Source organism: Allosaccharopolyspora coralli (assembly GCF_009664835.1).
Classification (GTDB): Bacteria; Actinomycetota; Actinomycetes; order Mycobacteriales; family Pseudonocardiaceae; genus Allosaccharopolyspora; species Allosaccharopolyspora coralli.
Genome location: NZ_CP045929.1, coordinates 828,801 through 849,906 on the forward strand (window position 1 = coordinate 828,801; position 21,106 = coordinate 849,906).

Consider the following 21,106-nt stretch of genomic DNA (forward strand, 5'->3'; position numbering starts at 1 on the left):
TCGGAATGGCTTCCGACATCGGTGTCGATGCCCGTCCTTCGTCCGAACCGGCGAGCCGAGTGTCTCTGCTGCGGCCGGATTCGACGAATTCGAGTCGCACCACCATCGTGTCCCGGAGCCACACGCCTCGAGAAATCCACTGTGGAGTCTGCGGCCGGTCGGTGAGGAGTGGAGGCGAGCATGATGAGACGACGACGCGGGCTCCGGCGCTTCGGGGCTGTCCTCGCCATCGCGGCACTCGCGATGGTCACACCCGCCGCCGGAATCGACGGCGACACCGCACAGGCCCAGACCGACCCCGGCGCCTCTGCGAGCGCGGTCGGCTGGGACACCTACCGGAACATCGACGGCTTCTCCCAGCTGCGGGGGCAGGAGCGCAGCAGGCAGTTCTCCAGTTTCGCCGACGACGGCAGCAACAACGACGGTTTCCAGGGAACCTACTCGTGCCTGCGGCAGAGCGACCGCGGATGCGTCATCGCCGAACGGGAAGGCGCAGGCGAGGTGTCCTCGATCTGGCTGACCCGCGAGCCCTGGGGCGACGTCACCGGGACCGGCAACATCACCATCGAACTCGACGGCCGCACCGTCCTCGACGCCCCGCTGATCGACGTGGTCTCCGGCGAGGTGGGTGCGCCGTTCGTCTGGCCGCTGGTCGGCAACCCGGAGGACGCCGCAGGCGGCGTGGTCATCAAGGTGCCGATGCCCTACCGGGAATCGATGCGGATCACCACGGACGAGAACCCGTTCTTCTACCACGTCGACTACCGGACGTTCCCGAGCGCGGACGGGGTCCGGACCTTCGACCCCGCCGACCCCGCGACCGACGTGCTGAACAAGCTGCGCCGCTTCGGCGTCGCCGACCCGAAAACCACTGCGGACAACACCGACACCACGCGTCAGGACTTCACGCTGCCGCCCGGTGGTAGTACCGAGATCGCCGCTGTGGACGGACCCGCACAGATCAACCAGCTCCGGCTGCGACTGCCCCAGGTGGTGCCGAGCCCGCGGGTTGTCGACGACGGCCGAGCCTTCGGTGCCGCAGGCGGAAGCAGCTTCCGCATGGCCGTCGCGCCGGAGAACGAGGGGATTCGCATCGTCCGGCGATTCGATCCGCAGATCGCCGACCAGGTCGCGAGCCTGTCCGTCGACGGTGTCCCCGCGGGCGAATGGCGCAGCGGCGCCGCACAACCCGGCGGGTGGGGAGTGCAGGCCATCGAGGTCGACCCCGCGATCACCCAGGGAAAGTCGTCGGTGCAGATCGACAACCGGTTCGTCTCGTCCTCGCTGGACGTCAACGAGTTCCGCTACGACGTGCAGTCGAAGGTCAACGGCGAGTGGGTTCGCACCGACGTCCTCGACCTCGGGCCAGGCCACCCCGGCGAGGAGCAGGCTCACGGATACCGCATCGACAATCCCGTGTTCGCCAGGGAAAAGCTCGTCGGACGCTACGGGTTCAGCGAGCAGGAGGTTGCCGCGTCGAAGACGCTGCTCGACACGCTGCGCCTGCGCATCACCTTCGACGGGAAGACCACGGTGGACTCGCCGGTCGGTGAGTTCTTCGGATCCGGGCTAGGCGAGCACGACGTGCGGACCCTCATGAGCTCCATCGACCCCGGTCAGGACGGGTGGTACACGGCGTGGTGGCCGATGCCGTTCAGTTCGGACGCGAAGGTCGAACTCGTCAACACCGGACCCGTGGCGCTCGAAACCGGCACCGGCGAGGTCAGCACGGCCGCCGCTGACATCGATACCGACACCGGGTACTTCAACACGACGTCCCGGCGCGGTCTGACCACCCCGGGCGAGGACTGGAACTTCATGAACGCCGAAGGCTCCGGGACCTTCTACGGAGTCACGCACACCATGCGTGGCCTGATTCCGCCGAACTCGACCCGCGAGTCGACCGACCTGCAACCGTTGTCCCGCGAGGATCCGGTCTCCAACCAACGCAACTATCTCGAAGGTGACGAACGGTTCTTCGTCGACGGGTCGTCCACCCCGGCGTGGTACGGGACTGGCAGCGAGGACTACTACGAGTCCGGCTGGTACTTCCGGGCAGGCACCACGTTCTCGATGCCGCTCGCGGGCAATCCCGCACACGAGATCAACGGCGACGGGTGTCAGTACGACTGCACCGGTGCCTACCGTCTGCAGGTTCCCGACGCGGTGCCGTTCAGCGACGGGATGGTCGCAGGCATCGAACACGGGCCCGCCAACGACGAACCGGGCGACTACAGCTCGACGGCCTACTGGTACGGCGGCAACCCGTCCAGCCATACCGAGACCGACGTCGTCGACGTCGCCGACCCGGCCGACCGGGAATCCCACCAGTACACCGCTGCCGGTGAGAACCTCGAGGACCTCACCTCCCGATTCGAAGGAGACCAGAACAACCAGCCGTTCACCAGGACCACCACCACCGCGACGGGGCCGGTGAGCTTCACGGTCGGGGTCGACGCGGACAACGAGGGTGTGCGGCTACGCCGACTCTCCGACCAGATCGCCGCATACCAGCAAGCCGACGTGTTCGTCGACGGCGCGCCCGCCGGTTCCTGGATGCAGCCACTCGGCAACGGCACCGACCGCTGGCTCGAGGACCACTTCGACGTGCCTGCCGAGCTGACCCAGGGCAAGGAGCAGGTGAGGGTGGAGATCATCCCTCGGGGTGACGCCCCGCCGTGGTCCGCGTCCCGGTACACCGTGTTCTCCCGCTGAGCGGCGCTCCTCGTCGCGAACGAGGCCAACGGCACTTTCGCCTCGTCTCATGAGGCGAAAGTGCCGTTCGCCTCATTTCGGGTGTTGGGGCGAGCGGCACTTTCGCCTCGTCTGGTGGGGCGAAAGTGCCGTTCGCCTCGTTCAGGTGTGGGAGGTGCTGGCTCGGGCGACGAGGTGCGCCGAGAGTGTGGTGGTCGAGGAGTTCCCGTCGGGGTTCTCGTCGCCGATGCGCCGCAGGAGCAGCTGGGCGCCTACCGCCCCGACGTCGTAGGCAGGCTGAGCCACCACGCTCAACGGCGGATCGACCAGCGACGCCCAGGGCGCGTCGTCGAAGGCCACTACACCCACGTCCCGGCCCGCGCGCAGCCCCAGGTCCGCGAGCGTCTCCAGCACGCCGATCGCCATCGAGTTGTTCGCCACCAGCAATCCGTCCGGCGGCTCGTCGGCCGTCAACAGCGCGTGCGCCGCACGCCTCGCCCCCGCGGCCTTGAACTCCGTGCGGCGGACCAGTGCGCTGCTGCTGCGCAGCTTCGCCACGCGCAAGCCGTCGCGAAACCCCGCGAGCCGCTCGTCGGCGGTGGGAACGCCACTCGGGCCGGTGACACACCCCAGGCGCCGGTATCCCTGGTGTGCGAGGTGCAGTGTCGCCTGCTTCGCCGCGAGCCGGGAATCCACGAGCACCGCGTCACTGCCCCAACCCGGCAGCGGCCGGTCCACCGCCACCACCGGCGTGTCGTGCACCCGGAGCAGTTCGGCGCTGTCCCCGCGCCCCGTCGGAGACAACAGCACGCCCGCCACACGCTCCTGCAACGCGACGTCGAGGTACTCCCGCTCCTTGTCCGGCTCGTCGTCGGAGTTGCACAACACGACGGAGTACCCGGCCGCGTGCGCGACGTCCTCGACTCCGCGCGCCATCGCTGTGAAGAACGGGTTCTCCACATCGGAGATGATCAACGCGAGCACCGCCGTCTCCTGCTTGCGCAGGCTGCGGGCCGGGCCGTTCGGGCGATATCCGAGATCGTCGGCGGCGGCGACGACCCGCGCCACCAGCTCCGGATCGACCGTGCTCTTGCCGTTGAGTGCGCGCGACACGGTCGCCGTGGACACGCCCGCCATGGCCGCCACATCACTGATGGTCGCCACGCCGACCTCCCTTGTTTCCACCGACCGAACCGTCCTTCGACGGCAGCCTTGACAGCGCTCGTCCGCCCAGAATAGCTTCCGAGAAAACGATTGCTCACCGCGAGAGGGCAGCAATCCGCACACACGTTTGCCGCCCCGGTCCGGTAGCCCCCGTGGTCGTGACAACGAAGTCCGCATTCTTGGGAGGATCTCGTGGCTCGTATCGGCGTGATCAGCATTTCCGACGGACGTGACCACGTCCACGCGCGAAACGCGGACTTCATCCAGGGCAAACAAGACGCCTTGGTCCACTCGTTGAAAGAGGCCGGCCACGAGGTCGTCGTCGGCGACGAACTGGTCGCGACGAACACGCTGGCGAGTTCGGTGGCCAGGAAAGTCGCCGCCGCCGACGTCGACGTCACGGTCCTGTACTACACGGTGTGGGCGTTCCCGCACTTCACGATGCTCGCCGCCGATGCTACGCGCAGCCCGCTGGTGCTCGTCGCCAGTACCGACCCCACCGAACCGGGGCTCGTCGGCATGCTCGCCGCGGGCGGCGCACTCGACCAGATCGGCCGTACCCATACCCGCGCCTGGGGCGCTCCCGACGACCGCGAGCTCGCGGAGAAGATCAGCGTGCAGGCCACAGCGGCCGGAGCCGTCTCCTCGCTGCGAGGCTCTACCTTCGGCCGCTTCGGCGGACGCCCGATGGGGATGAACACCGCCGTGGCGAACACCGACCAGTGGCAGGCCCTGTTCGGTATCGACGTCGAAGAGATCGACCAGTACGAACTCGTCCTGCGCGCCGAACGTGCCGATGCGGCCGAAGCTCGCCGCGGCCGCGAATGGATCGAGCAGCACGCCGCCGGGGTGCACTACGACGGCAAGAAGCTCACCCCGGAGCTGCTCGAACGACAGATCCGTTCTTATCTCGCAGTGCGCGACATCATCGGCGAACGCCACCTCGACTTCTCGGGCATCAAAGGCCAGCCCGAACTCACCGAGCACTTCGCGACCATGGACGTCACCGAAGCGTTCCTCAACGACCCCTACGACTGGAACGGGCCGAAACAGACCCACGTGTGCGCCACCGAGGCCGACATGGACGGTGCGCTCACCATGCAGTTGCTCAAGAAGGTCGCCGACACGCCGGTTCTGTTCGCCGACGTCCGTCACTACCACGCCGACCGCGACATCTGGGACCTCTGTAACTCCGGGCAGCACGCCACCTGGTTCGCCGCGCGCAGCGACGACCCGGCGGAGAACCTCGCCCAGGTGAACTTCTATCCCGAGGTGTTCTTCTTCCCGGCAGGTGGTGCGTCCGTGCAGCACATCGCCGCTCCAGGGCAGATGACGCTCGGCAGGCTCACGCGCGACGGCGGTGAGTACCGACTGCAGCTCATGCTCGGCGAGTTCGAGAACTACGACGCGGCGACGAACAAGGTGCTCGTGGATCAGTCCACACCGGAATGGCCGCACGCCTTCGCGCGTCTCGACGCGCCGGGTGAGGTGTTCCTCTCGAAGTTCGGGGCGAACCACATCCACGCCGTACCGGGCGACCACCGCGCGGCGATGCGTGCGGTGGCACGGCAACTGGACATCCACCTGGACGAGTGGTCGCGGGAGTCGTAACCGCTCCGTCGCTGACGATCGCGTGTTGAGCACCGTTGCGGAAGGGGTCTGGTGATGGCTGAGGAACTCCTGGTCGGGGTCGACATCGGGACCTCGAGTTCGAAGGGTGTGTTGGTCTCCACCGACGGCACGATCGTGGCTCGGGCGACAACGCCGCACGAGACGTCGTATCCGCATCCGGGGTGGGTCGAACACGACGCGGAAACGGTGTGGTGGAAGGATTTCCGTGCCCTGCTCGCCGAACTGCTCCCGCAGGCGGATGGCCGGCGGTTGGCCGGCCTCGGGATCAGCGGTATCGGTCCGGTCCTGCTTCCCGCTGACGGCGCGGGGACCCCGTTGCGGCCCGCGATCCTCTACGGCGTCGACACCCGGGCCACCGCCGAGATCGACGAACTCAACGAGGAGTTCGGTGCCGAGGCGATCCTGCGCCGGGGTGGCTCGGCGCTGAGCAGCCAAGCCGTGGGCCCCAAGATCCGCTGGCTCGCCAAGAACGAACCCGACGTCTACGCCCGCACCGAGATGTTGCTCATGTGCAGCTCCTATCTCGTGCACCGGCTCACCGGGCGGTACGTGCTCGACCATCACTCGGCCAGCCAGTGCGACCCGCTCTACGACCTGCACGCGAAGAACTGGTCCGCCGAGTGGACTCAGCGCGTGGCCGGGGGTCTGCCGCTGCCCGAACTCGCCTGGCCGACGGAGGTCGTCGGTGAGGTCGGCCCGACAGCGTCCGCCGAGACCGGGTTGCCGCAGGGGTTGCCCGTGACCGCTGGCACCGTCGACGCGTGGGCGGAAGCGACGAGCGTCGGAGTGCGCGAACCCGGCGACGTGATGCTCATGTACGGCACCACGATGTTCTTCGTCCAAGTCCTCACCGACCCGCGCCCGCACCCGGCGTTGTGGGGAACGGCCGGGGCTTTCCCGGACACCTACACCCTGGCGGCGGGCATGGCCACGTCCGGAGCGGTGACGGACTGGTTGCGCAGGCTCGTCGGCGGGGAATTCCGTGACCTCGTGGAACAAGCCGCCACCGTGCCCGCGGGCAGCCGGGGGTTGTTGTTGCTGCCGTACTTCGCGGGTGAGCGCACACCGATCTTCGACCCGGACGCGCGCGGCGTCCTCGCCGGTCTGACCACCAGCCACGGTCGTGGCGAGGTGTATCGCGCCGCGTTGGAAGGGATTGCCTACGGCGTCCGGCACAACCTCGAAGCCATGGGCGAGGCCGGCGGTGGCGTGGGCAGGCTCGTCGCAGTGGGTGGGGGCACGCAGGGCGGGTTGTGGACGCAGATCGTCTCGGACGTCACCGCCCGGGAACAGCAGGTGCCGGGCGAGACCGTCGGGGCGGCACTGGGGGATGCCTTGCTCGCCGGAGTGGGCACCGGTGCCGCGGTCGCGCCCGAGAAGTGGAATCCCGTGGAACGGGTGGTGCACCCGGACTCGGCGAACACCGCCAAGTACGGCGCGTTCTACGAGAAGTACCGGCGGCTCTACGATTCCACTGTGGACATCACGCACTTTCTGGCCGACGAGCAGCGCGCCGCGGATTGGTAGAGCTTCTTCGGTAGGTGTTGCTTAGTGTGTCGGGTGGCGGAACCTCACCGCCCCCTCGCATCAGCGGCTCGACGACAGCTCATCGTGCAATGAGTTTCTCCGTCGGCGGATCCGCGTGGTCACGACTCGTCGGCGCCGATCGCGAGCGCGTCGTCGTCGCGGCGGACGGCGGGGACCGCCGTCGCGGATCCCGCCGTGTCCGACAACGGCTGGACGGCACTGCGGAAGGACTCCAGTGCCTCCAGCTCCCTGCGCCGCGCGGAGACGAACCGCTGCAGGTGTGTGCTGGAGAGGTTGACCGCCTCGACCGCCCCGGAGGCCGCACGTTGCGCGCGGAGCGCGTGCGAGCGCACCTGGTCGATGTCTTCGGCCAGCGTCCGTTCGGTCGCGGCGAACATGGCCGCCGAGGCCAGCACCGCGAACCCGGTCGGTCCGCAGAGGAACACCCGCTTGCCGAACAGCCACGACAGCAGTTGCGGGTCGGTGTCGAGCGCTGAGATCACGGCAGCGTCCGAGGGGACGAACATGATCGAGCCGTAGATGGCGTCCGCCCACCGCTGGTACCCCTTGCCCGCGAGTTCCGTCGCCCGGGAGCGGATGTTACGGACGTGGACCCGCAGGGCGTCGGCACGTTCCTCCGGGTCGTCGGTCTCCATCGCCTCGGCCCACACCGCCAGGCTGGCCTTCGCGTCGACCGGAACCTTCCGCCCACCCCCCACGGTGAGCACCATGTCCGGTTTCGCCGCGCCACCGCCGGCGACGTCGGCCTGCAGTTCGAAGTGCACGCCCTCCCGCAGGCCGAGTGCGCGAGCCGTCTCGACGAGCACCTGTTCCCCCAGCTCACCGCGACCGGTGATGGAGGCGAACGTGACCTCGTAGCGGCGCAGTGCCGCCTGCTGCTCGGAGGTGCGGGCGCGTTCGGCCTCGACCATGCGCAGTGCCTGGTCGGCGCGCCGGGCGCTGTCGCTGTAGAGCCGCCACAGCAGTGCCAGTGCGGCCGCGAACAGCAGCACCAGTACGACCATGATCGTGACGAGCACCCCGGTACTCACGCTGGTGTCCTCCCTCGTCGATGGGTGGTGTGTCTGATGCGACGATCATGGCGCACACCACCGACAAGAACGTCGGCGGACATGCCGCCCGCGTGTCGGCCCGGCGCGAAAAGTCCTGTTCATCGGGTTCCGCGGACGAGGCGCCGAGAGTCGGGTCATACTGACGGGTGTGACGGATCCGGACAGCATTCGCGTCGGTGACAGCGCGCGCCGAGAGGTGGACGCCCAGCTGCAGAAGGCGCAGGCGGAGGGGTGCTTAACTGTTGCTGGTTCTGAGTAGTTCCGTGTCATCGTGTGTTGTTCTGTACGGGTGAGGTTGAAGGAGTGGGCGCGTGCACAGGGTGTGTCGTATCGGGCTGCGTTGAGTTGGTTCCATGCGGGCACGTTGCCCGCGCCTGCTCGGCAGCTTGATACGGGCACGATCCTGGTCGAACCGTCGGCCACCGAGTCCGGGCGGACGGTGGCGTACTGCCGCGTGTCCAGCACGGACCAGCGCGACGACCTCGACCGGCAAGCCGGACGGGTCGCGCAGGAATGCGCCCGACAGGACTTCACCCTGGACAGCACGGTCACCGAAGTCGGCTCCGGGCTGAACGGCAACCGGCCGAAACTCCGCACACTCCTGTCAGACCCGGCTGCTACAACGATCGTGGTGGAGCACCGCGACCGTCTCGCCCGGTTCGGCGTCGAACACCTCGAAGCCGCACTCGCCGCACAGTCCCGCCGGATCGTCGTCCTCGACGATGCCGAAGTGGAAGATGACCTGGTGCGCGATGTGACCGAGGTGCTCACCAGCATGTGCGCCCGGCTGTACGGGCGCCGGTCCGCAGCGAAACGGGCGAAAGCAGCCCTGAAAGCTGCGGAGGTGCCGCCGCGATGAGCCGGACGTTCCAGCCCCGACCGGGGTTCACGGTGCAGGCGTATGAGTTCGCGCTGGCCCCGACCGAGCAGCAAGCAGACGCGTTGCGCAGCAACTGCGGCGGGCAACGGTTCGCCTACAACTGGGCCTTGGCCCGGGTGAAAGCCAACCTCGACCAGCAGGAAGCGGAAGGCTCGTACGGCGTATCCGAAGACGAGGTGACGCCCGGTCTGAACTGGTCCGCTTACAGTCTGCGGAAAACCTGGAACGCCGCCAAGCACGCGGTGGCGCCCTGGTGGGCCGAGAATTCCAAGGAGGCGTACTCGTCCGGGCTGGCCAACCTCGCGACCGCGTTGAACAACTGGAACCGGTCCCGGAAAGGGCAGCGGGTCGGTAAGCGGGTGGGATTCCCCCGGTTCAAGTCGAAGCGCTCTACCTGGTCTGCCACGTTCACCACCGGCGCGTTCGGACTCGCTCAACGCAATCGGCGGCACGTGCGGCTGCCGACGATCGGCACCGTGCGCACCCACGAGTCGACCCGGAAACTCGCCCGGCGCATCGAGGCCGACACCGCCCGCATCCTGAAAGCCACCGTGTCGCATCGCAGGGGCCGGTGGTTGGTGTCCTTGCAAGCCGAAGTGCAACGCGACCAACCGCAACCGGCTACCACCGGCGGCACCGTGGGCGTCGACCTCGGGGTCAAGCACCTGGCGGTGCTCTCCACCGGCGAACACGTGTCGAATCCGAAGCACCTGGACCGTGCGCAGCGGAAACTGCGCCGACTGCAACGGCAGACGTCCCGCCGCACGGGTCCGGACAAGCGGACCAAGCAGAAACCGTCGAACCGGTGGCACGACACGCAAGACCGGGTGCGTCGAGTGCAGCACTATGTCGCGAACGCCCGCGCCGAGGGGCTGCACCAGCTGTCGAGCCGACTCGTCGACGAGTTCGACACGGTCGTGGTCGAGGACCTGAACGTGGCCGGGATGCTGAAAAGCCGCACCTTGTCCCGCTCGATCGCGGACGTGGGCATGGGCGAGCTGCGGCGCCAACTCGACTACAAAACTACCTGGAACAGACGTCGCCTGGTTGTCGCCGACCGGTGGTACCCATCCAGCAAAACCTGCTCGGCCTGTGGCGCGGTGAAAACCAAGCTGCGCCTGTCCGAGCGGACCTTCAACTGCGATGCCTGCGGCCTGTCCCTGGATCGTGACCTCAACGCCGCCCGCAACCTCGCCGGACTGGCCGAGGCTGCGGGTGGCACGTCCACGGAGAGTTGCGCCGGGACGGAAAACGAGCCCGCTGGAAACCCTGGTAAGACCAGCTCTGCTGGCGTGGGGTATCGCCACGGGAAGGCCGCACCGGACGGTGCGGCCAAGGCTGCGTAGCGATACGTAGCTCAGGAAGTGCACGTTTTTACACACTTTCTGAACGGTTCCTGACGCTGGCCGAGTACGACGACCGCGCGGCGCGGTGCTGGTCCGCGAAGACCCGCAGTGACCTCGACGTGCTGACGAACGATCTGCCCGAGCTGACCGACGGTGAACCTCCGGCGCGAGCGGAGGAGGCCTCTTCGTCGGTGGAGACGTCGGATTCGGATCGGCGAGGCACGTGGGCGGGACTGATTCCTCCTGTCGTGATGGCGCTGGGTGTCCTTCTGCTGGGCAGTTACGTCGCGACCTCCGACGACGGCGCGTCGGTCTTCGGTGAACGGGTCGTCTCGGCGGCGGACGGGTCGGTCCAAGTCGGCGTCCTGTTCGGTTCCGCGACGGTGGTGGTGCCGAACGGTACGCAGGTGGTGCAGGAAGGCCTGCTGATGTTCGGCGGTGTGGATTGCCTCGCCGCGTGCACCGGACAGGGCGAACGCGAGGTCGTCGTCGACGCTCGGGGTGCCTTCGGCAGCGTCGACATCCTCACCCAGCAGGAGATCGAGGACGGGGTCGACCTCGATGACGACGACGAGGGCTGAGCGGCCCGTTCCGTGACGATCATGCCTGGCCGCCGAGCCGGCTGAGCACGGCGTCGCCCGGTTCGCTGTCCGACACGCCGAAGTGATCCGGGGGGTCCCGGTCGATGTCGGGCCGCCCGGTTAGCTTGATCCCATGCGGGTGCTGCACACCTCCGACTGGCACGTCGGCCGGACGTTCCACGGTCGTGATCTGCTCGCCGATCAGGAACAGGTGCTGTCCGGATTGGCGGACCTGGTCACCACGGAACGCGTCGACGTGGTCGTGATCTCCGGGGACCTCTACGACCGCGCCGTTCCTTCCGGCGAGGCCGTCGAGATGTGCGTCCGCGTGCTCGCCCGTGTGCGGGAAGCGGGAGCGCAGATCGTGGTGACCCCGGGAAACCACGACTCCGCTGCTCGTGTCGGTGCGTTCGCCGAGTTCGCAGCGGCGGGCGGGTTGCACCTGCGCACCCGGATCTGTGGTCTGCACGAGCCGGTGCTGCTCGACGACGCGCACGGCCCCGTCGCCTTCTACGGAATCCCTTACCTGGAACCGGATCCCGCTCGTCGTGCCCTGCAGTCCTGTGGTGACGTGCCAGGCGCGGGCGATGTCGACGCTCGCGGCCACGCAGCGGTACTGACCGAGGCGATGCGGCGCATCACCACCGATCTCCGCGCTCGCGCATCGCAAACCCGCTCCGTCGTCCTCGCGCACGCCTTCGTGACCGGAGGCGAGCCGACCGAGTCGGAACGCACCATCGCGGTCGGCGGTGTCGAACAGGTGCCGGGTTCGGTGTTCGACGGCGCCCACTACGTGGCACTCGGGCACCTGCACGGGCCACAACGCCTCGACGAGCACCTGCGCTATTCGGGCAGCCCGGTCGCGTACTCGTTCTCCGAGGCACGGCAACGGAAATCCGTGTGGCTGGTCGACCTCGCCGAGAGCGGACTCGCGGGCGTCGAACGCCGGGAGCTGCCGGTCCCGCGACGGCTCGCGACCGTGCGGGCCACGTTGGACGACCTGCTCGCCCACGAGCAGTACGCGGACCTGGAGGAGGCCTACCTGTCCGCGACGCTGACCGACGAGGTGCGTCCGCTCGAGGCGATGCGTCGGTTGCAACAGCGATTCCCGCACGCCGTGCATCTCGAGTGGGAGCCCGACGCCGGTCGCGCGACGTCGACGCTGCGCTACTCCGAGGCGGTTCGCGGACGTGACGACCACACGCTCGCGCGCGGTTTCGTGGCCGACTGTCGGGGCTCCGAGCCGACCACGTCCGAACAGGAGCTGCTGTCGGAGGCCCTGCGGTCCGCCGACGTCGCGGAGGCCGCTGGATGAGGTTGCACTCGCTGGAACTGTCCGCGTTCGGCCCGTACCGGGGCCACGAGTCCGTCGACTTCGACGCACTCGGCGAAGACGGACTGTTCCTGCTGCACGGGGACACCGGCGCAGGAAAGACCACGGTGCTCGACGCGATCGCGTTCGCCCTGTACGGCCGGGTTCCCGGAGCGCGGGACGAGGTGAAGCGGCTGCGCTGCGACACGGCCGACGCAGGAACCCCGACGACGGTCGCGCTGGAACTCACCGTGCAGGGCCACCGGCTGCGGATCGAGCGCAGTCCCGAGTACCAGCGCCCGAAGAAGCGCGGCGACGGCTACACCACCCAGCAGGCCCGCGCGTCGCTCAGCTGGCTCGACTCGGTGCCCGAGGGGCAGTCCGCCGAGGGGCACACACGCATCGACGAGGTCGCCCGCACGGTGCACCAACTCCTGGGTATGAGCGCGGAACAGTTCTTTCAGGTGGTCCTGCTGCCGCAGGGCGAGTTCGCCCGGTTCCTGCGCGCCGACACGTCCGAACGTGCCGCGCTGCTGGAGAAGCTGTTCGGCACCCGGCGTTTCGCCGACGCCGAGCAGTGGTTCGTCCAGCGACGCCGGGAGAGCCTGCGCGCCGTCGAGGAGCACGACGGCGTTCTGCGCGACCTCGTCGCACGGGTCTCGCAGGTCAGCGGCACCGACGCCGCGGAGTACGAGTCCGAACAGGACTGGCTCGAGGACGTCGAGAAGGCGGCTCTTCGACAGCGGGAGGAGGCCCAGGTCGGTCACGAGCGTGCGCGGCGTGAGCGGGACACCGCGGAGGCGCTGCTCGCCGAGCGACGGGATCTCGCGGGCAAGGTCCGTCGCGTGCGGCACGCCAACGCCGAACTGGCCGACCTGGCCGCGCAACGGGATACCCACGACGGCTGGCGTGTGGAACGCGACGGTGCTCAGCGCGCCGCGCCGGTGGTCGCGGCACAGCACACCTTGCGACGCGTCGAGCAGGAGCACGAGCGCGCCCAGGCCGATTTCGAGACCGCGTCGGCACGGTGTGTCGGCGTCGACACCGATGCCCCCGTCGACACGCTGCGCGCGGCGGCCGGCAGGGACCGCGAACAGGCGGGTGCGCTGGCACAGCTGGTGGCGGTGGCGAGCCAGCAGGACACCGACCGTGCCACGCTGGCCGATCTCACAGCGCGCATCGCCGACGGCGACACACAGGTGCGCACGCTGGACGAACAGGCCGAACGGCTTCCGGAACGGATCACCGAGACCCGCAGGGCACTGGACGAGGCACAGCAGGCACAGACCCGCCTCGGACCGGCCTCGGACAAGGTCGACGAACTCACGGCGCTCCGCCAGGTCGCTCGGGAACTCCCCGCCGCCGACGCTGCCCACGAACAGGCGAGTGAGAGTGCCCGCGCCGCGATCGACGAGCATCAGAGTGCGCGGGACCGCGTGGCGGACCTGCGGGAGCGCCGGCTGGCGGGGATGGCGGCCGAGCTCGCCGCCGGACTGTCCGAGGGCGCACCGTGTCCGGTGTGTGGCTCGCAGGCACACCCCGCACCGGGGGAGCCGGTCGACGAGCCGGTCGGCCCGGAGGACGAGGAAGAGGCCCGTGCGGTCGAGCAGCGCGCGCACGCCAGACGGGACGAGTCGGCCCGGGCTGTCGCCGAGGCGGAACGGACGTGTACGCGTCTTCGTGAGCGACTCAGCGACCGTTCTGCCGACGACCTCGATGAGGCACTGGGCACCGCCACCCACGAGCGGGATACGTTGCGCTCCGCGGCCGAGAAGGTGCCGGAACTGACGAAGAAACTCGGCGAGCACGAGTCGGAGTCGGAATCGGTCGCCAAGCAACGCAGCGAATTGGCCGCCGCGCTCGCCTCGGCGAGAACCGAGCACGACTCACTGGCGACCGCGGTCACCGAGCGGGACAAGCAGCTCGACGAGGCACGCGGCGAGCACCCGAGCGTCGCCGCGCACCGTGCACACCGGCTCGACCTGGCCGAGCGGGTCGACAGGCTCGTCACGGCTCGACTCGCCAGGGACGACACGCAGCGCCGGGTCTCGGAGCAGCGCGACGCGGTCGGGCAGGCCGCGTCGGAAGCGGGCTTCGAGGGTGTGGACGCGGCGTTGGCCGCCGAACGCGATGCGGAGCGCGTCGCCGAACTCACCGACGCGCTCACCGACGCGGAGCAGCGCGCGGCGACGGCACGCGCGACGCTCGGCGACGCCGAGCTTTTCGGCGTCGACCCGGACCAGGAGATCAGCCTCGACGGTGTGGAGGAGGCGGCTGCGACCGCGCGGACGACCGCAGAGAACGCCACCGCGGCCGCCCGTTCCGCCGAGCAACGGCACACCACCGTGGAACAGCTCGCCGAGCGGTTGCGCAAGGCGTGGGCCGAGGCCGAGCCGGTCCGGGCCGCCCACGCCGAACTGGCGGCGCTCGCCGACGTGGTGAACGGCCGTGGTCAGAACTCCCGGAAGATCTCGTTGCAGTCGTACGTCCTCGCGGCCCGCCTCGAAGAAGTGGCGGTCGCGGCCACTCATCGGCTGCAACGGATGAGTGACGGCCGGTACTCGTTCGTGCATTCCGACGCCGCCGGTGCGCGGGGAACGCGGGGCGGACTGGGCCTCGACGTGCTGGACGACTACTCCGGCCATGCACGCCCGACGAAGACGCTCTCGGGTGGCGAGTCGTTTCTCGCTTCGCTGTCGCTGGCGCTCGGGCTCGCCGACGTCGTCGCCGCCGACACCGGGGGTGCCTTGCTCGACACGTTGTTCATCGACGAGGGTTTCGGCACGCTCGATGCGGACACGCTCGACCTGGTGATGGACACGCTCGACGAGTTGCGAGCGGGGGGCCGTGTCGTGGGGCTGGTCTCGCACGTCACGGAGATGCGACAGCGGATCAGCTCGCAACTGCACGTCCGCAAGTCCCGCGCGGGCTCCTCCCTCACCATCCTCACCTGAACCCATCCAGCCCCACTGAGGTGAACGGCACTTTCGCCCCACGAGACGGGGCGAACGGCACTTTCGCCCCACGAGACGGGGCGAACGGCACTTTCGCCCCACGAGACGGGGCGAACGGCACTTTCGCCCCACGAGACGGGGCGAACGGCACTTTCGCCCCACGAGACGAGGCGAACGTGCCGTTCGCCTCGGCGGATCACGGGGTTTCGTGGGTGAGGAGGCTGCGCTTGAGGTCGAGGCCCCAGCGGAAGCCCCCGAGCGTGCCGTCGGTGCGCAGGATGCGGTGGCACGGCACGAACAGCGCTGCCGCGTTCCGTGCGCACGCCGAGGCCGCTGCTCGGACGGCTCCGGGACGCCCTGCCAGGTCCGCGAAGGCCGTGTAGCTGATCGGTTCGCCCGGTGGGACCTTGCGCAGCACGTCCCAGGCGTGAGTGAGGAACGGTCCGGAGCTCTGGCGTACCGGGACAGCGTCGACCGCGCCGAGATCGCCCTGGTGGTAGGCCGCCACGGCGTCGGTGACCTCTCCGAGGTCGTTCCTCCGGCGAGGCTCGGTCGGCCGCAGCGAGGGGGACACGACCTCGAGCAGTGCCGCGAGGTCGTCCGTCCAGCCGGCTGCGAGTACCGCTCCGTCGGAGTCGGCGACGGCCGTGAACGGCCCGAGGAATGTGTCTACTATGGACCAATGTGCGGTGGTCATGGTGCCTCCGTTCGAGAGAGTGTGGATGCGGCGCGCCAGCAGTGCATTCCGGCGTAAGCGCGCCAGGGGCGCCACCGTTCCGAGTGCGTGCGCAAGCCGGTGGAGGTATCAGGGATTCCCAATGCACGTGCTCCTTTGCGGAGCACCAGATCTCCGTCGAGCAGGACGTCCGGCGCGCCGAGCACGCGCATGATCACGTAGCTCGCCGTCCACGGTCCGATTCCAGGGAAGCTCTGGAGTTCGGCACGGAGTTCGTCCGCGTCGCGGCCCGGGTCGATGCGGAGTGTTCCGTCGGCCAGGGCGCCTGCCGCCGCAACGACGGTCTCGACGCGGCGGCGCGGTCCGGTCAGCACGTCGGCCGCCTCCGACGCGAGCGCGTCGGACGTGGGAAACAGGGTGTGCACGGCGCCGTCGGGCGTGTCGAGTGGCTCGCCGAGGCGTTCGGTGAGTCTCCGCGCGGCCGTGCGCGCGGCCGCGACCGAGATTTGTTGTCCGAGCAGTGCACGGATCAGGATCTCGTCGCCGTCGACACTGCCCGGCACCCGAACTCCCGGCGTCCGGTGCACCGTGTCCGCGAGTGCCGGGTCGGCGCCGAGCGTCGAGTCCACGGCCACCGGGTCGGCGTCGAGGTCGAAGAGACGGCGCAGCCGATTCACCGCGCTGGCGAGGTCGCGCAGGTCGGAGAGGCGCAGAGAGCACTTCACGTGGTCGGTGTCGGGTCGGAGTGTCACCATGGCCGGTCCGTGCGCGAGCCGCAACGCCCGCGTGTATCGGCCGGGTCCGGTGTCTTCGACGCCGTGGATGGATCTGGCGGCGAGAAAGCCGAGGACCCCGTCGCTGTCGAAGGGTGGCCGCGCCGGCAGCCGGAGGTGCACGTTCCCGGCGAAGTTCGCCTCGGCAGGAGTTCGGCGGGCACGCAACGCGGTGGGAGTGGCGGCGAAGACTTCGCGAACCGTGTCGTTGAACTGGCGCAGGCTGGCGAACCCGGCGGCGAACGCGACGTCGGAGAACGGCAGCGCGGTCCGTTCGATGAGGACCCGGGCGGAGTGTGCCCGGTGTGCGCGGGCGAGTGACAGCGGTCCCGCGCCGAGCTCGCCGGTGAGCACGCGAGTCAGCTGGCGCGTCGAGTACCCCAGCTGCGCGGCCAGTCCGTCCACACCGGACCGTTCGACCTCGCCGTCCCGGATCAACCGCATGGCTCGGCCGGCGAGGTCCGCGCGCAGGTCCCATTCCGGCGAGCCGGGGACGGCGTCCGGCAGACAGCGTCGACACGCCCGATAACCGGCGCCCTGGGCGGCGGCGGTGGTCGGATAGAAGTCGACGTTGTCCGGTTTCGGCGTCCGTGCGGGGCACGAGGGGCGGCAGTAGATCCCGGTGGTGCGCACCGCGGTGACGAAGCATCCGTCGAAGCGCGCGTCGCGGGACGACACCGCCCGGTACGCCTGTTCGGTTTCCACCAGCATGTGCACGATGGTGCCAGCGTCCCAGCGCCGTCACTAGCGGAAATCGGACGTCGCCGTCGGCACCCGTCTCGCGGACCTCGACCGTGGTGGCGATGCCTCCACTGCTGTGAATGTCGACCTTGTGGGGGAGAGCTCCCCCACGTCCGGGAATGATCAGTAGGCTCGGGGTATGGCTCGAACTACGCGGGGAATCAAGGCGGCAGGGGCGGTGGCCGGTGCGGTGCTGGCCCTGACTGTGGCGACGGGGTGCGACGACGTCATGCCCGCGCCTGAGGACCAGGAACAGGAGCAGCAGGACGGCGGCGGCCAAGACGGCGGTGGCCAAGACGGCGGTGGCCAGGAAGGCGACGATGGCGGTGGTCAGGGCGGCGGCGAGGACGAGGGCGACGACGGCTGAGGGCGAGGACGACTGGGTGAGTCGGGCCCCCGGCCGCTCGCACCTGGCCTGGCCGGGAAGGCGGGGGACCGCACGGACTACACTGCGGGACCCGTGAGCCTCACCCTGGGAATCGTCGGCCTGCCCAACGTGGGCAAGTCCACGCTGTTCAACGCGCTGACCCGGAACGACGCGGTCGCCGCGAACTACCCGTTCGCGACGATCGAACCGAACGTCGGGGTGGTGCCGCTTCCGGACCCCCGGCTGGACACGCTCGCGGAGATGTTCAGCTCCGCGAAGACGCTGCCTGCGACGGTCTCGTTCGTCGACATCGCCGGGATCGTCCAGGGCGCGTCGGAGGGACAAGGCCTGGGCAACAAGTTCCTCGCCAACATCCGTGAGGCGGACGCCATCTGCCAGGTGATCCGCGTCTTCGACGACCCCGACGTGGTGCACGTCGACGGTCGGGTGGACCCGTCCAGCGACATCGAGACGATCAACACCGAGCTGATCCTCGCCGATCTGCAGACCTTGGAGAAGGCGCTGCCGAGGCTGGAGAAGGAAGCCCGGACGCACAAGGACAAGCGGCCCATGCTCGATGCGGCCAAGGCGGCGAACGGGGTCCTGGAATCGGGGAAGACGCTGTTCTCGGCGTACGGCCACGATCCGGATCCGCTGCTGCGTGAGCTGAACCTGCTGACCACGAAGCCGTTCCTGTACGTGTTCAACGCCGACGAGGGCGTGCTCGCCGACGAGGACAAGCAACAGAAGCTGCGGGACCTGGTCGCCCCCGGCGACGCGGTGTTCCTCGACGCGAAGGTCGAATCGGAACTCATCGAGCTCGACGAGGAGTCCGCCCGCGAGCTCCTGGAGTCCGTCGGTCAGCCTGAGCCCGGACTGAACGCCTTGGCCCGCGCGGGTTTCCACACACTCGGCCTGCAGACGTATCTCACGGCGGGCCCGAAGGAAGCGCGCGCGTGGACCATCCGCACCGGGTGGACCGCGCCGCAGGCGGCCGGTGTCATCCACACCGACTTCGAACGCGGCTTCATCAAGGCCGAGATTGTCTCCTACGGCGATCTCGTCGCGGCCGGGTCGATGGCCGACGCGAAGTCCGCAGGCAAGGTCCGGATGGAAGGCAAGGACTACGTCATGCACGACGGCGACGTCGTGGAGTTCCGCTTCAACGTCTAGCAGCGGGAAGAAGCAGGCGGTCAGCAGATGTTCGGCCGGTCCTCGCTCGTCGTCGCGCGTCGGCGTGTTCCCTGGCTCGCCCAGGACTGCCCGTCGACCCAGGGCTGTCCGCATGCTCGGCAGGGATCCTCGGCGTCGAGCTCGTCCCGGGCCAACGGCTGCGCGATCTGATCGTCCCTGCCTTCCATCCCCTGCCAGGATTCGGAGCGGAGCGAAGGCATCGCGTGTGCGCGGCGGAGGTGGGAGGATATGGACGCCCGAGCGATGGTCCTCACCTACGCGACGTCTGCGATTGGCGGGACGCGCCCTACTTGTGATGAGGCCGGTACGGCACGAGCTGTCTTTGACGGGGTCTGTGAAAGCGGGTATCTTCGAAATATCACGACAGGCCTGCTTCTCGCGATGAGACGCAGGCTTGTTCTCTTTCTATCCCCGGTGCCGGGGACTCCAGGATGATGCGCAAGTGACGATCCCGGAGAGCACCTACGCGAAGCCGTTCCTCACGCTTCCCGCGCAGATCCGTCGGTTGCGCGAGCGCGGCATGGAGTGCGGCACGGACGAGTTCGCGGCGGGGGTCCTGCAGCGCTACGGCTATTACCGGCTGTCCGGCTACTGGCATCTCTACCGAGCTCGGCCCGAGCCTCCTGCACCCCGGTTCGACGACGAGGGGCGCGAGGTGCGCCTGGAATCATTCGTGCCCGGGACCAGCCTCGCGCACGTGGTCTCCCTGTACGAATTCGACCACGAGCTCCGCACCCGACTGGGAGATGCGCTCAGCACGATCGAGACGGCGTTTCGGTTCTTTATTGGCCACCGACTCGGCAGAGTCGATGCGTTCGCGCACCGGAACCCCGAGGCGCTGGGTGCAGTGAGGCGCGGGGATCCGGAGGCGTTGCCCGAGCCCACGTCCGCTTATCGCGAGTGGCTCGAGGAATACGACCGCCACGAGAAGCGTGCGAGGGGCGACTTCGTCGTGCACTTCCGTGAGAAGTACGGCCCGCATCTGCCGATCTGGGTGGCGACGGAGGTGATGTCCTTCGGTGTCCTGAGCAGTCTCTACGGCCTGATGCGCCAGGGCGATCAGGAGGTCCTCGCCGCGCGATTCCAGGCCCACGCCGCCGACGGCCGCGGCGACCGCGGTGCCCTGGGGAACTGGCTCAACAACCTCCGGAACGTCCGGAACATCTGCGCGCACTACGGCCGCCTGTGGAACCGCACGTTCGACGTGCTGATCGATGCGCCCGGCGAGGCGCGCAAGGACGACGACGATCCCTTGTTCCCGCTCGCCGCCGAGGGCACGAACAACAAGCTCTACGGCGTGCTGCTGATCATGCGTCACCTCCTCCTCAGCATCGCGCCGGAACGGACCGACGTCATCGACATCGCCGACTTCATCGAGGACAGATCGGACACGCTCGGCTTCGCCATGGGCCAGCTCGGGTTCCCGGCAGACTGGAGGGGCCGTCCGATCTGGGAGCAGGGGTTCGCCCTCGACTCTTCGCCGATGCTGGCCGCAAGCCTCCTCGACCGCGTTGACAGCCTCACCGCCCCGCAGGCCCGTGCAGCGCTCACCGCTGCGCAGCCGACGCCCACGGACAAGCAGCGGACGCCCGGACAGCTGGCCGCGGCGAAGCGAGGCGCGCAGAAGTCCTTGCTGCGGACCTACCTCAGGTACGAGGTCGTGATCGAAATCGAGCTCGGTGGGACGAAGCATTACCCCGCTTTTCAGTTCCGCGACGGGAGGATCATCGACGCCCTCGCGGAGATCAACAAGGCGTTCGCCGCCGCCTGCAGCGACGCGCGCCCGGTGCTCGTCACCTCGGCGCTGCTGGACTGGTGGCAGACGCCTCACCCTGCCTTGCCGAAGGGGGCAGACGGCCATGCTCAGTCGCCGCTCGACCTGCTGGACTCCGTGTCCGAGGAGGCGTTCGAGGAAGCGATTCACGAAGCTGGGGCCAAGAGCAGCCTCGTCGCTCCAGACAGTCGGTGCTAGGAAGCGTGGCTCCTGGGCAGGAGTTGACAGTGCGTAGCGATGAGGATGGGGTCCCCCTGCGTGGACGTCTGCGAGTGGCGGCACGCACGAGGAGTGCGATCCTCGTTCCCAGCTATGGCGACGTTTTCGAGTTCCGCTTCAACGTGTGATCGAGCGCGTGTGCCCTGGTCAAAAGACTAGGGGTGCGGAGTGTTGGTCAACGATTCGTCAGCAGAAACGC

General features: G+C 68.8%; 16 protein-coding genes. 11 read left to right on the forward strand and 5 right to left on the reverse strand.

Translation table 11 applies throughout. The annotated features are described in order from the left end of the window. The first annotated feature begins 180 nt into the window (after positions 1-180). Positions 181-2,715 carry a glycoside hydrolase family 172 protein gene (locus GIY23_RS03970; protein WP_187352017.1) on the forward strand — a complete coding sequence of 845 codons (2,535 nt, stop codon included), beginning with the start codon at positions 181-183 and terminating at the stop codon, positions 2,713-2,715. A 141-nt stretch (positions 2,716-2,856) separates the two neighbouring features. Here GIY23_RS03970 and GIY23_RS03975 read toward each other — a convergent pair whose 3' ends face one another. Further along, complete coding sequence (locus GIY23_RS03975; protein WP_154075416.1) at positions 2,857-3,858, reverse strand: LacI family DNA-binding transcriptional regulator; 1,002 nt, start codon at positions 3,856-3,858, stop codon at positions 2,857-2,859. A gap of 192 nt (positions 3,859-4,050) precedes the next feature. Between GIY23_RS03975 and GIY23_RS03980 the strand changes: the two genes are divergently transcribed. Beyond that, positions 4,051-5,469, forward strand: a complete 1,419-nt coding sequence (locus GIY23_RS03980) for an L-fucose/L-arabinose isomerase family protein (protein WP_154075417.1) — start codon at positions 4,051-4,053, stop codon at positions 5,467-5,469. A gap of 54 nt (positions 5,470-5,523) precedes the next feature. Beyond that, positions 5,524-7,017: an FGGY-family carbohydrate kinase gene (locus tag GIY23_RS03985; RefSeq protein WP_154075418.1), complete on the forward strand. Its 1,494-nt coding sequence runs from the start codon at positions 5,524-5,526 to the stop codon at positions 7,015-7,017. A gap of 119 nt (positions 7,018-7,136) precedes the next feature. On the opposite strand, the gene GIY23_RS03990 is transcribed toward GIY23_RS03985, so the two are convergent. After that, complete coding sequence (locus GIY23_RS03990; protein ID WP_187352125.1) at positions 7,137-8,042, reverse strand: DNA recombination protein RmuC; 906 nt, start codon at positions 8,040-8,042, stop codon at positions 7,137-7,139. A 337-nt stretch (positions 8,043-8,379) separates the two neighbouring features. Between GIY23_RS03990 and GIY23_RS03995 the strand changes: the two genes are divergently transcribed. From GIY23_RS03995 to GIY23_RS04015, 5 genes are all read left to right on the forward strand, one after another. Further along, positions 8,380-8,949 (forward strand): IS607 family transposase, encoded by a 570-nt coding sequence (locus GIY23_RS03995; RefSeq protein WP_154075420.1) that lies wholly within the window; start codon positions 8,380-8,382, stop codon positions 8,947-8,949. After that, positions 8,946-10,316 carry an IS607 family element RNA-guided endonuclease TnpB gene (gene tnpB / locus GIY23_RS04000; protein ID WP_154075421.1) on the forward strand — a complete coding sequence of 457 codons (1,371 nt, stop codon included), beginning with the start codon at positions 8,946-8,948 and terminating at the stop codon, positions 10,314-10,316. Before GIY23_RS03995 ends, tnpB begins: the two co-directional genes overlap by 4 nt. A 56-nt stretch (positions 10,317-10,372) precedes the next feature. After that, positions 10,373-10,897: a DUF1707 SHOCT-like domain-containing protein gene (locus GIY23_RS04005; RefSeq protein WP_228717678.1), complete on the forward strand. Its 525-nt coding sequence runs from the start codon at positions 10,373-10,375 to the stop codon at positions 10,895-10,897. 133 nt (positions 10,898-11,030) lie between these two features. After that, the gene (locus tag GIY23_RS04010) at positions 11,031-12,212 is read left to right on the forward strand and encodes an exonuclease SbcCD subunit D (RefSeq protein WP_154075423.1); all 1,182 of its coding nucleotides are present in this window, start codon (positions 11,031-11,033) and stop codon (positions 12,210-12,212) included. After that, positions 12,209-15,163: an AAA family ATPase gene (locus GIY23_RS04015; RefSeq protein WP_154075424.1), complete on the forward strand. Its 2,955-nt coding sequence runs from the start codon at positions 12,209-12,211 to the stop codon at positions 15,161-15,163. Before GIY23_RS04010 ends, GIY23_RS04015 begins: the two co-directional genes overlap by 4 nt. 196 nt (positions 15,164-15,359) lie before the next feature. Here GIY23_RS04015 and GIY23_RS04020 read toward each other — a convergent pair whose 3' ends face one another. Both GIY23_RS04020 and GIY23_RS04025 read right to left on the reverse strand, forming a co-directional pair. Continuing rightward, positions 15,360-15,860, reverse strand: coding sequence for a methylated-DNA--[protein]-cysteine S-methyltransferase (locus GIY23_RS04020; RefSeq protein ID WP_154075425.1), 501 nt, complete (start codon positions 15,858-15,860; stop codon positions 15,360-15,362). Beyond that, positions 15,857-17,323, reverse strand: a complete 1,467-nt coding sequence (locus GIY23_RS04025; protein WP_154075426.1) for a DNA-3-methyladenine glycosylase 2 family protein — start codon at positions 17,321-17,323, stop codon at positions 15,857-15,859. Before GIY23_RS04025 ends, GIY23_RS04020 begins: the two co-directional genes overlap by 4 nt. Positions 17,324-17,492: 169 nt before the next feature. Here GIY23_RS04025 and GIY23_RS04030 point away from each other — a divergent pair, with 169 nt between their 5' ends. Then, entirely contained in the window at positions 17,493-17,720 is a 228-nt protein-coding gene (locus tag GIY23_RS04030) for a hypothetical protein (RefSeq protein WP_154075427.1), read from the forward strand. Between the two features lie 93 nt (positions 17,721-17,813). Further along, positions 17,814-18,893, forward strand: coding sequence for a redox-regulated ATPase YchF (gene ychF / locus GIY23_RS04035; protein WP_154075428.1), 1,080 nt, complete (start codon positions 17,814-17,816; stop codon positions 18,891-18,893). Between the two features lie 20 nt (positions 18,894-18,913). Here ychF and GIY23_RS04040 read toward each other — a convergent pair whose 3' ends face one another. Further along, a complete protein-coding gene (locus GIY23_RS04040) occupies positions 18,914-19,081 on the reverse strand; it encodes a hypothetical protein (protein ID WP_187352018.1) in 168 nt (55 codons plus the stop codon). 275 nt (positions 19,082-19,356) lie between these two features. Between GIY23_RS04040 and GIY23_RS04045 the strand changes: the two genes are divergently transcribed. Further along, complete coding sequence (locus tag GIY23_RS04045; RefSeq protein WP_154075430.1) at positions 19,357-20,886, forward strand: Abi family protein; 1,530 nt, start codon at positions 19,357-19,359, stop codon at positions 20,884-20,886. The last annotated feature ends 220 nt before the right edge of the window (positions 20,887-21,106 follow it).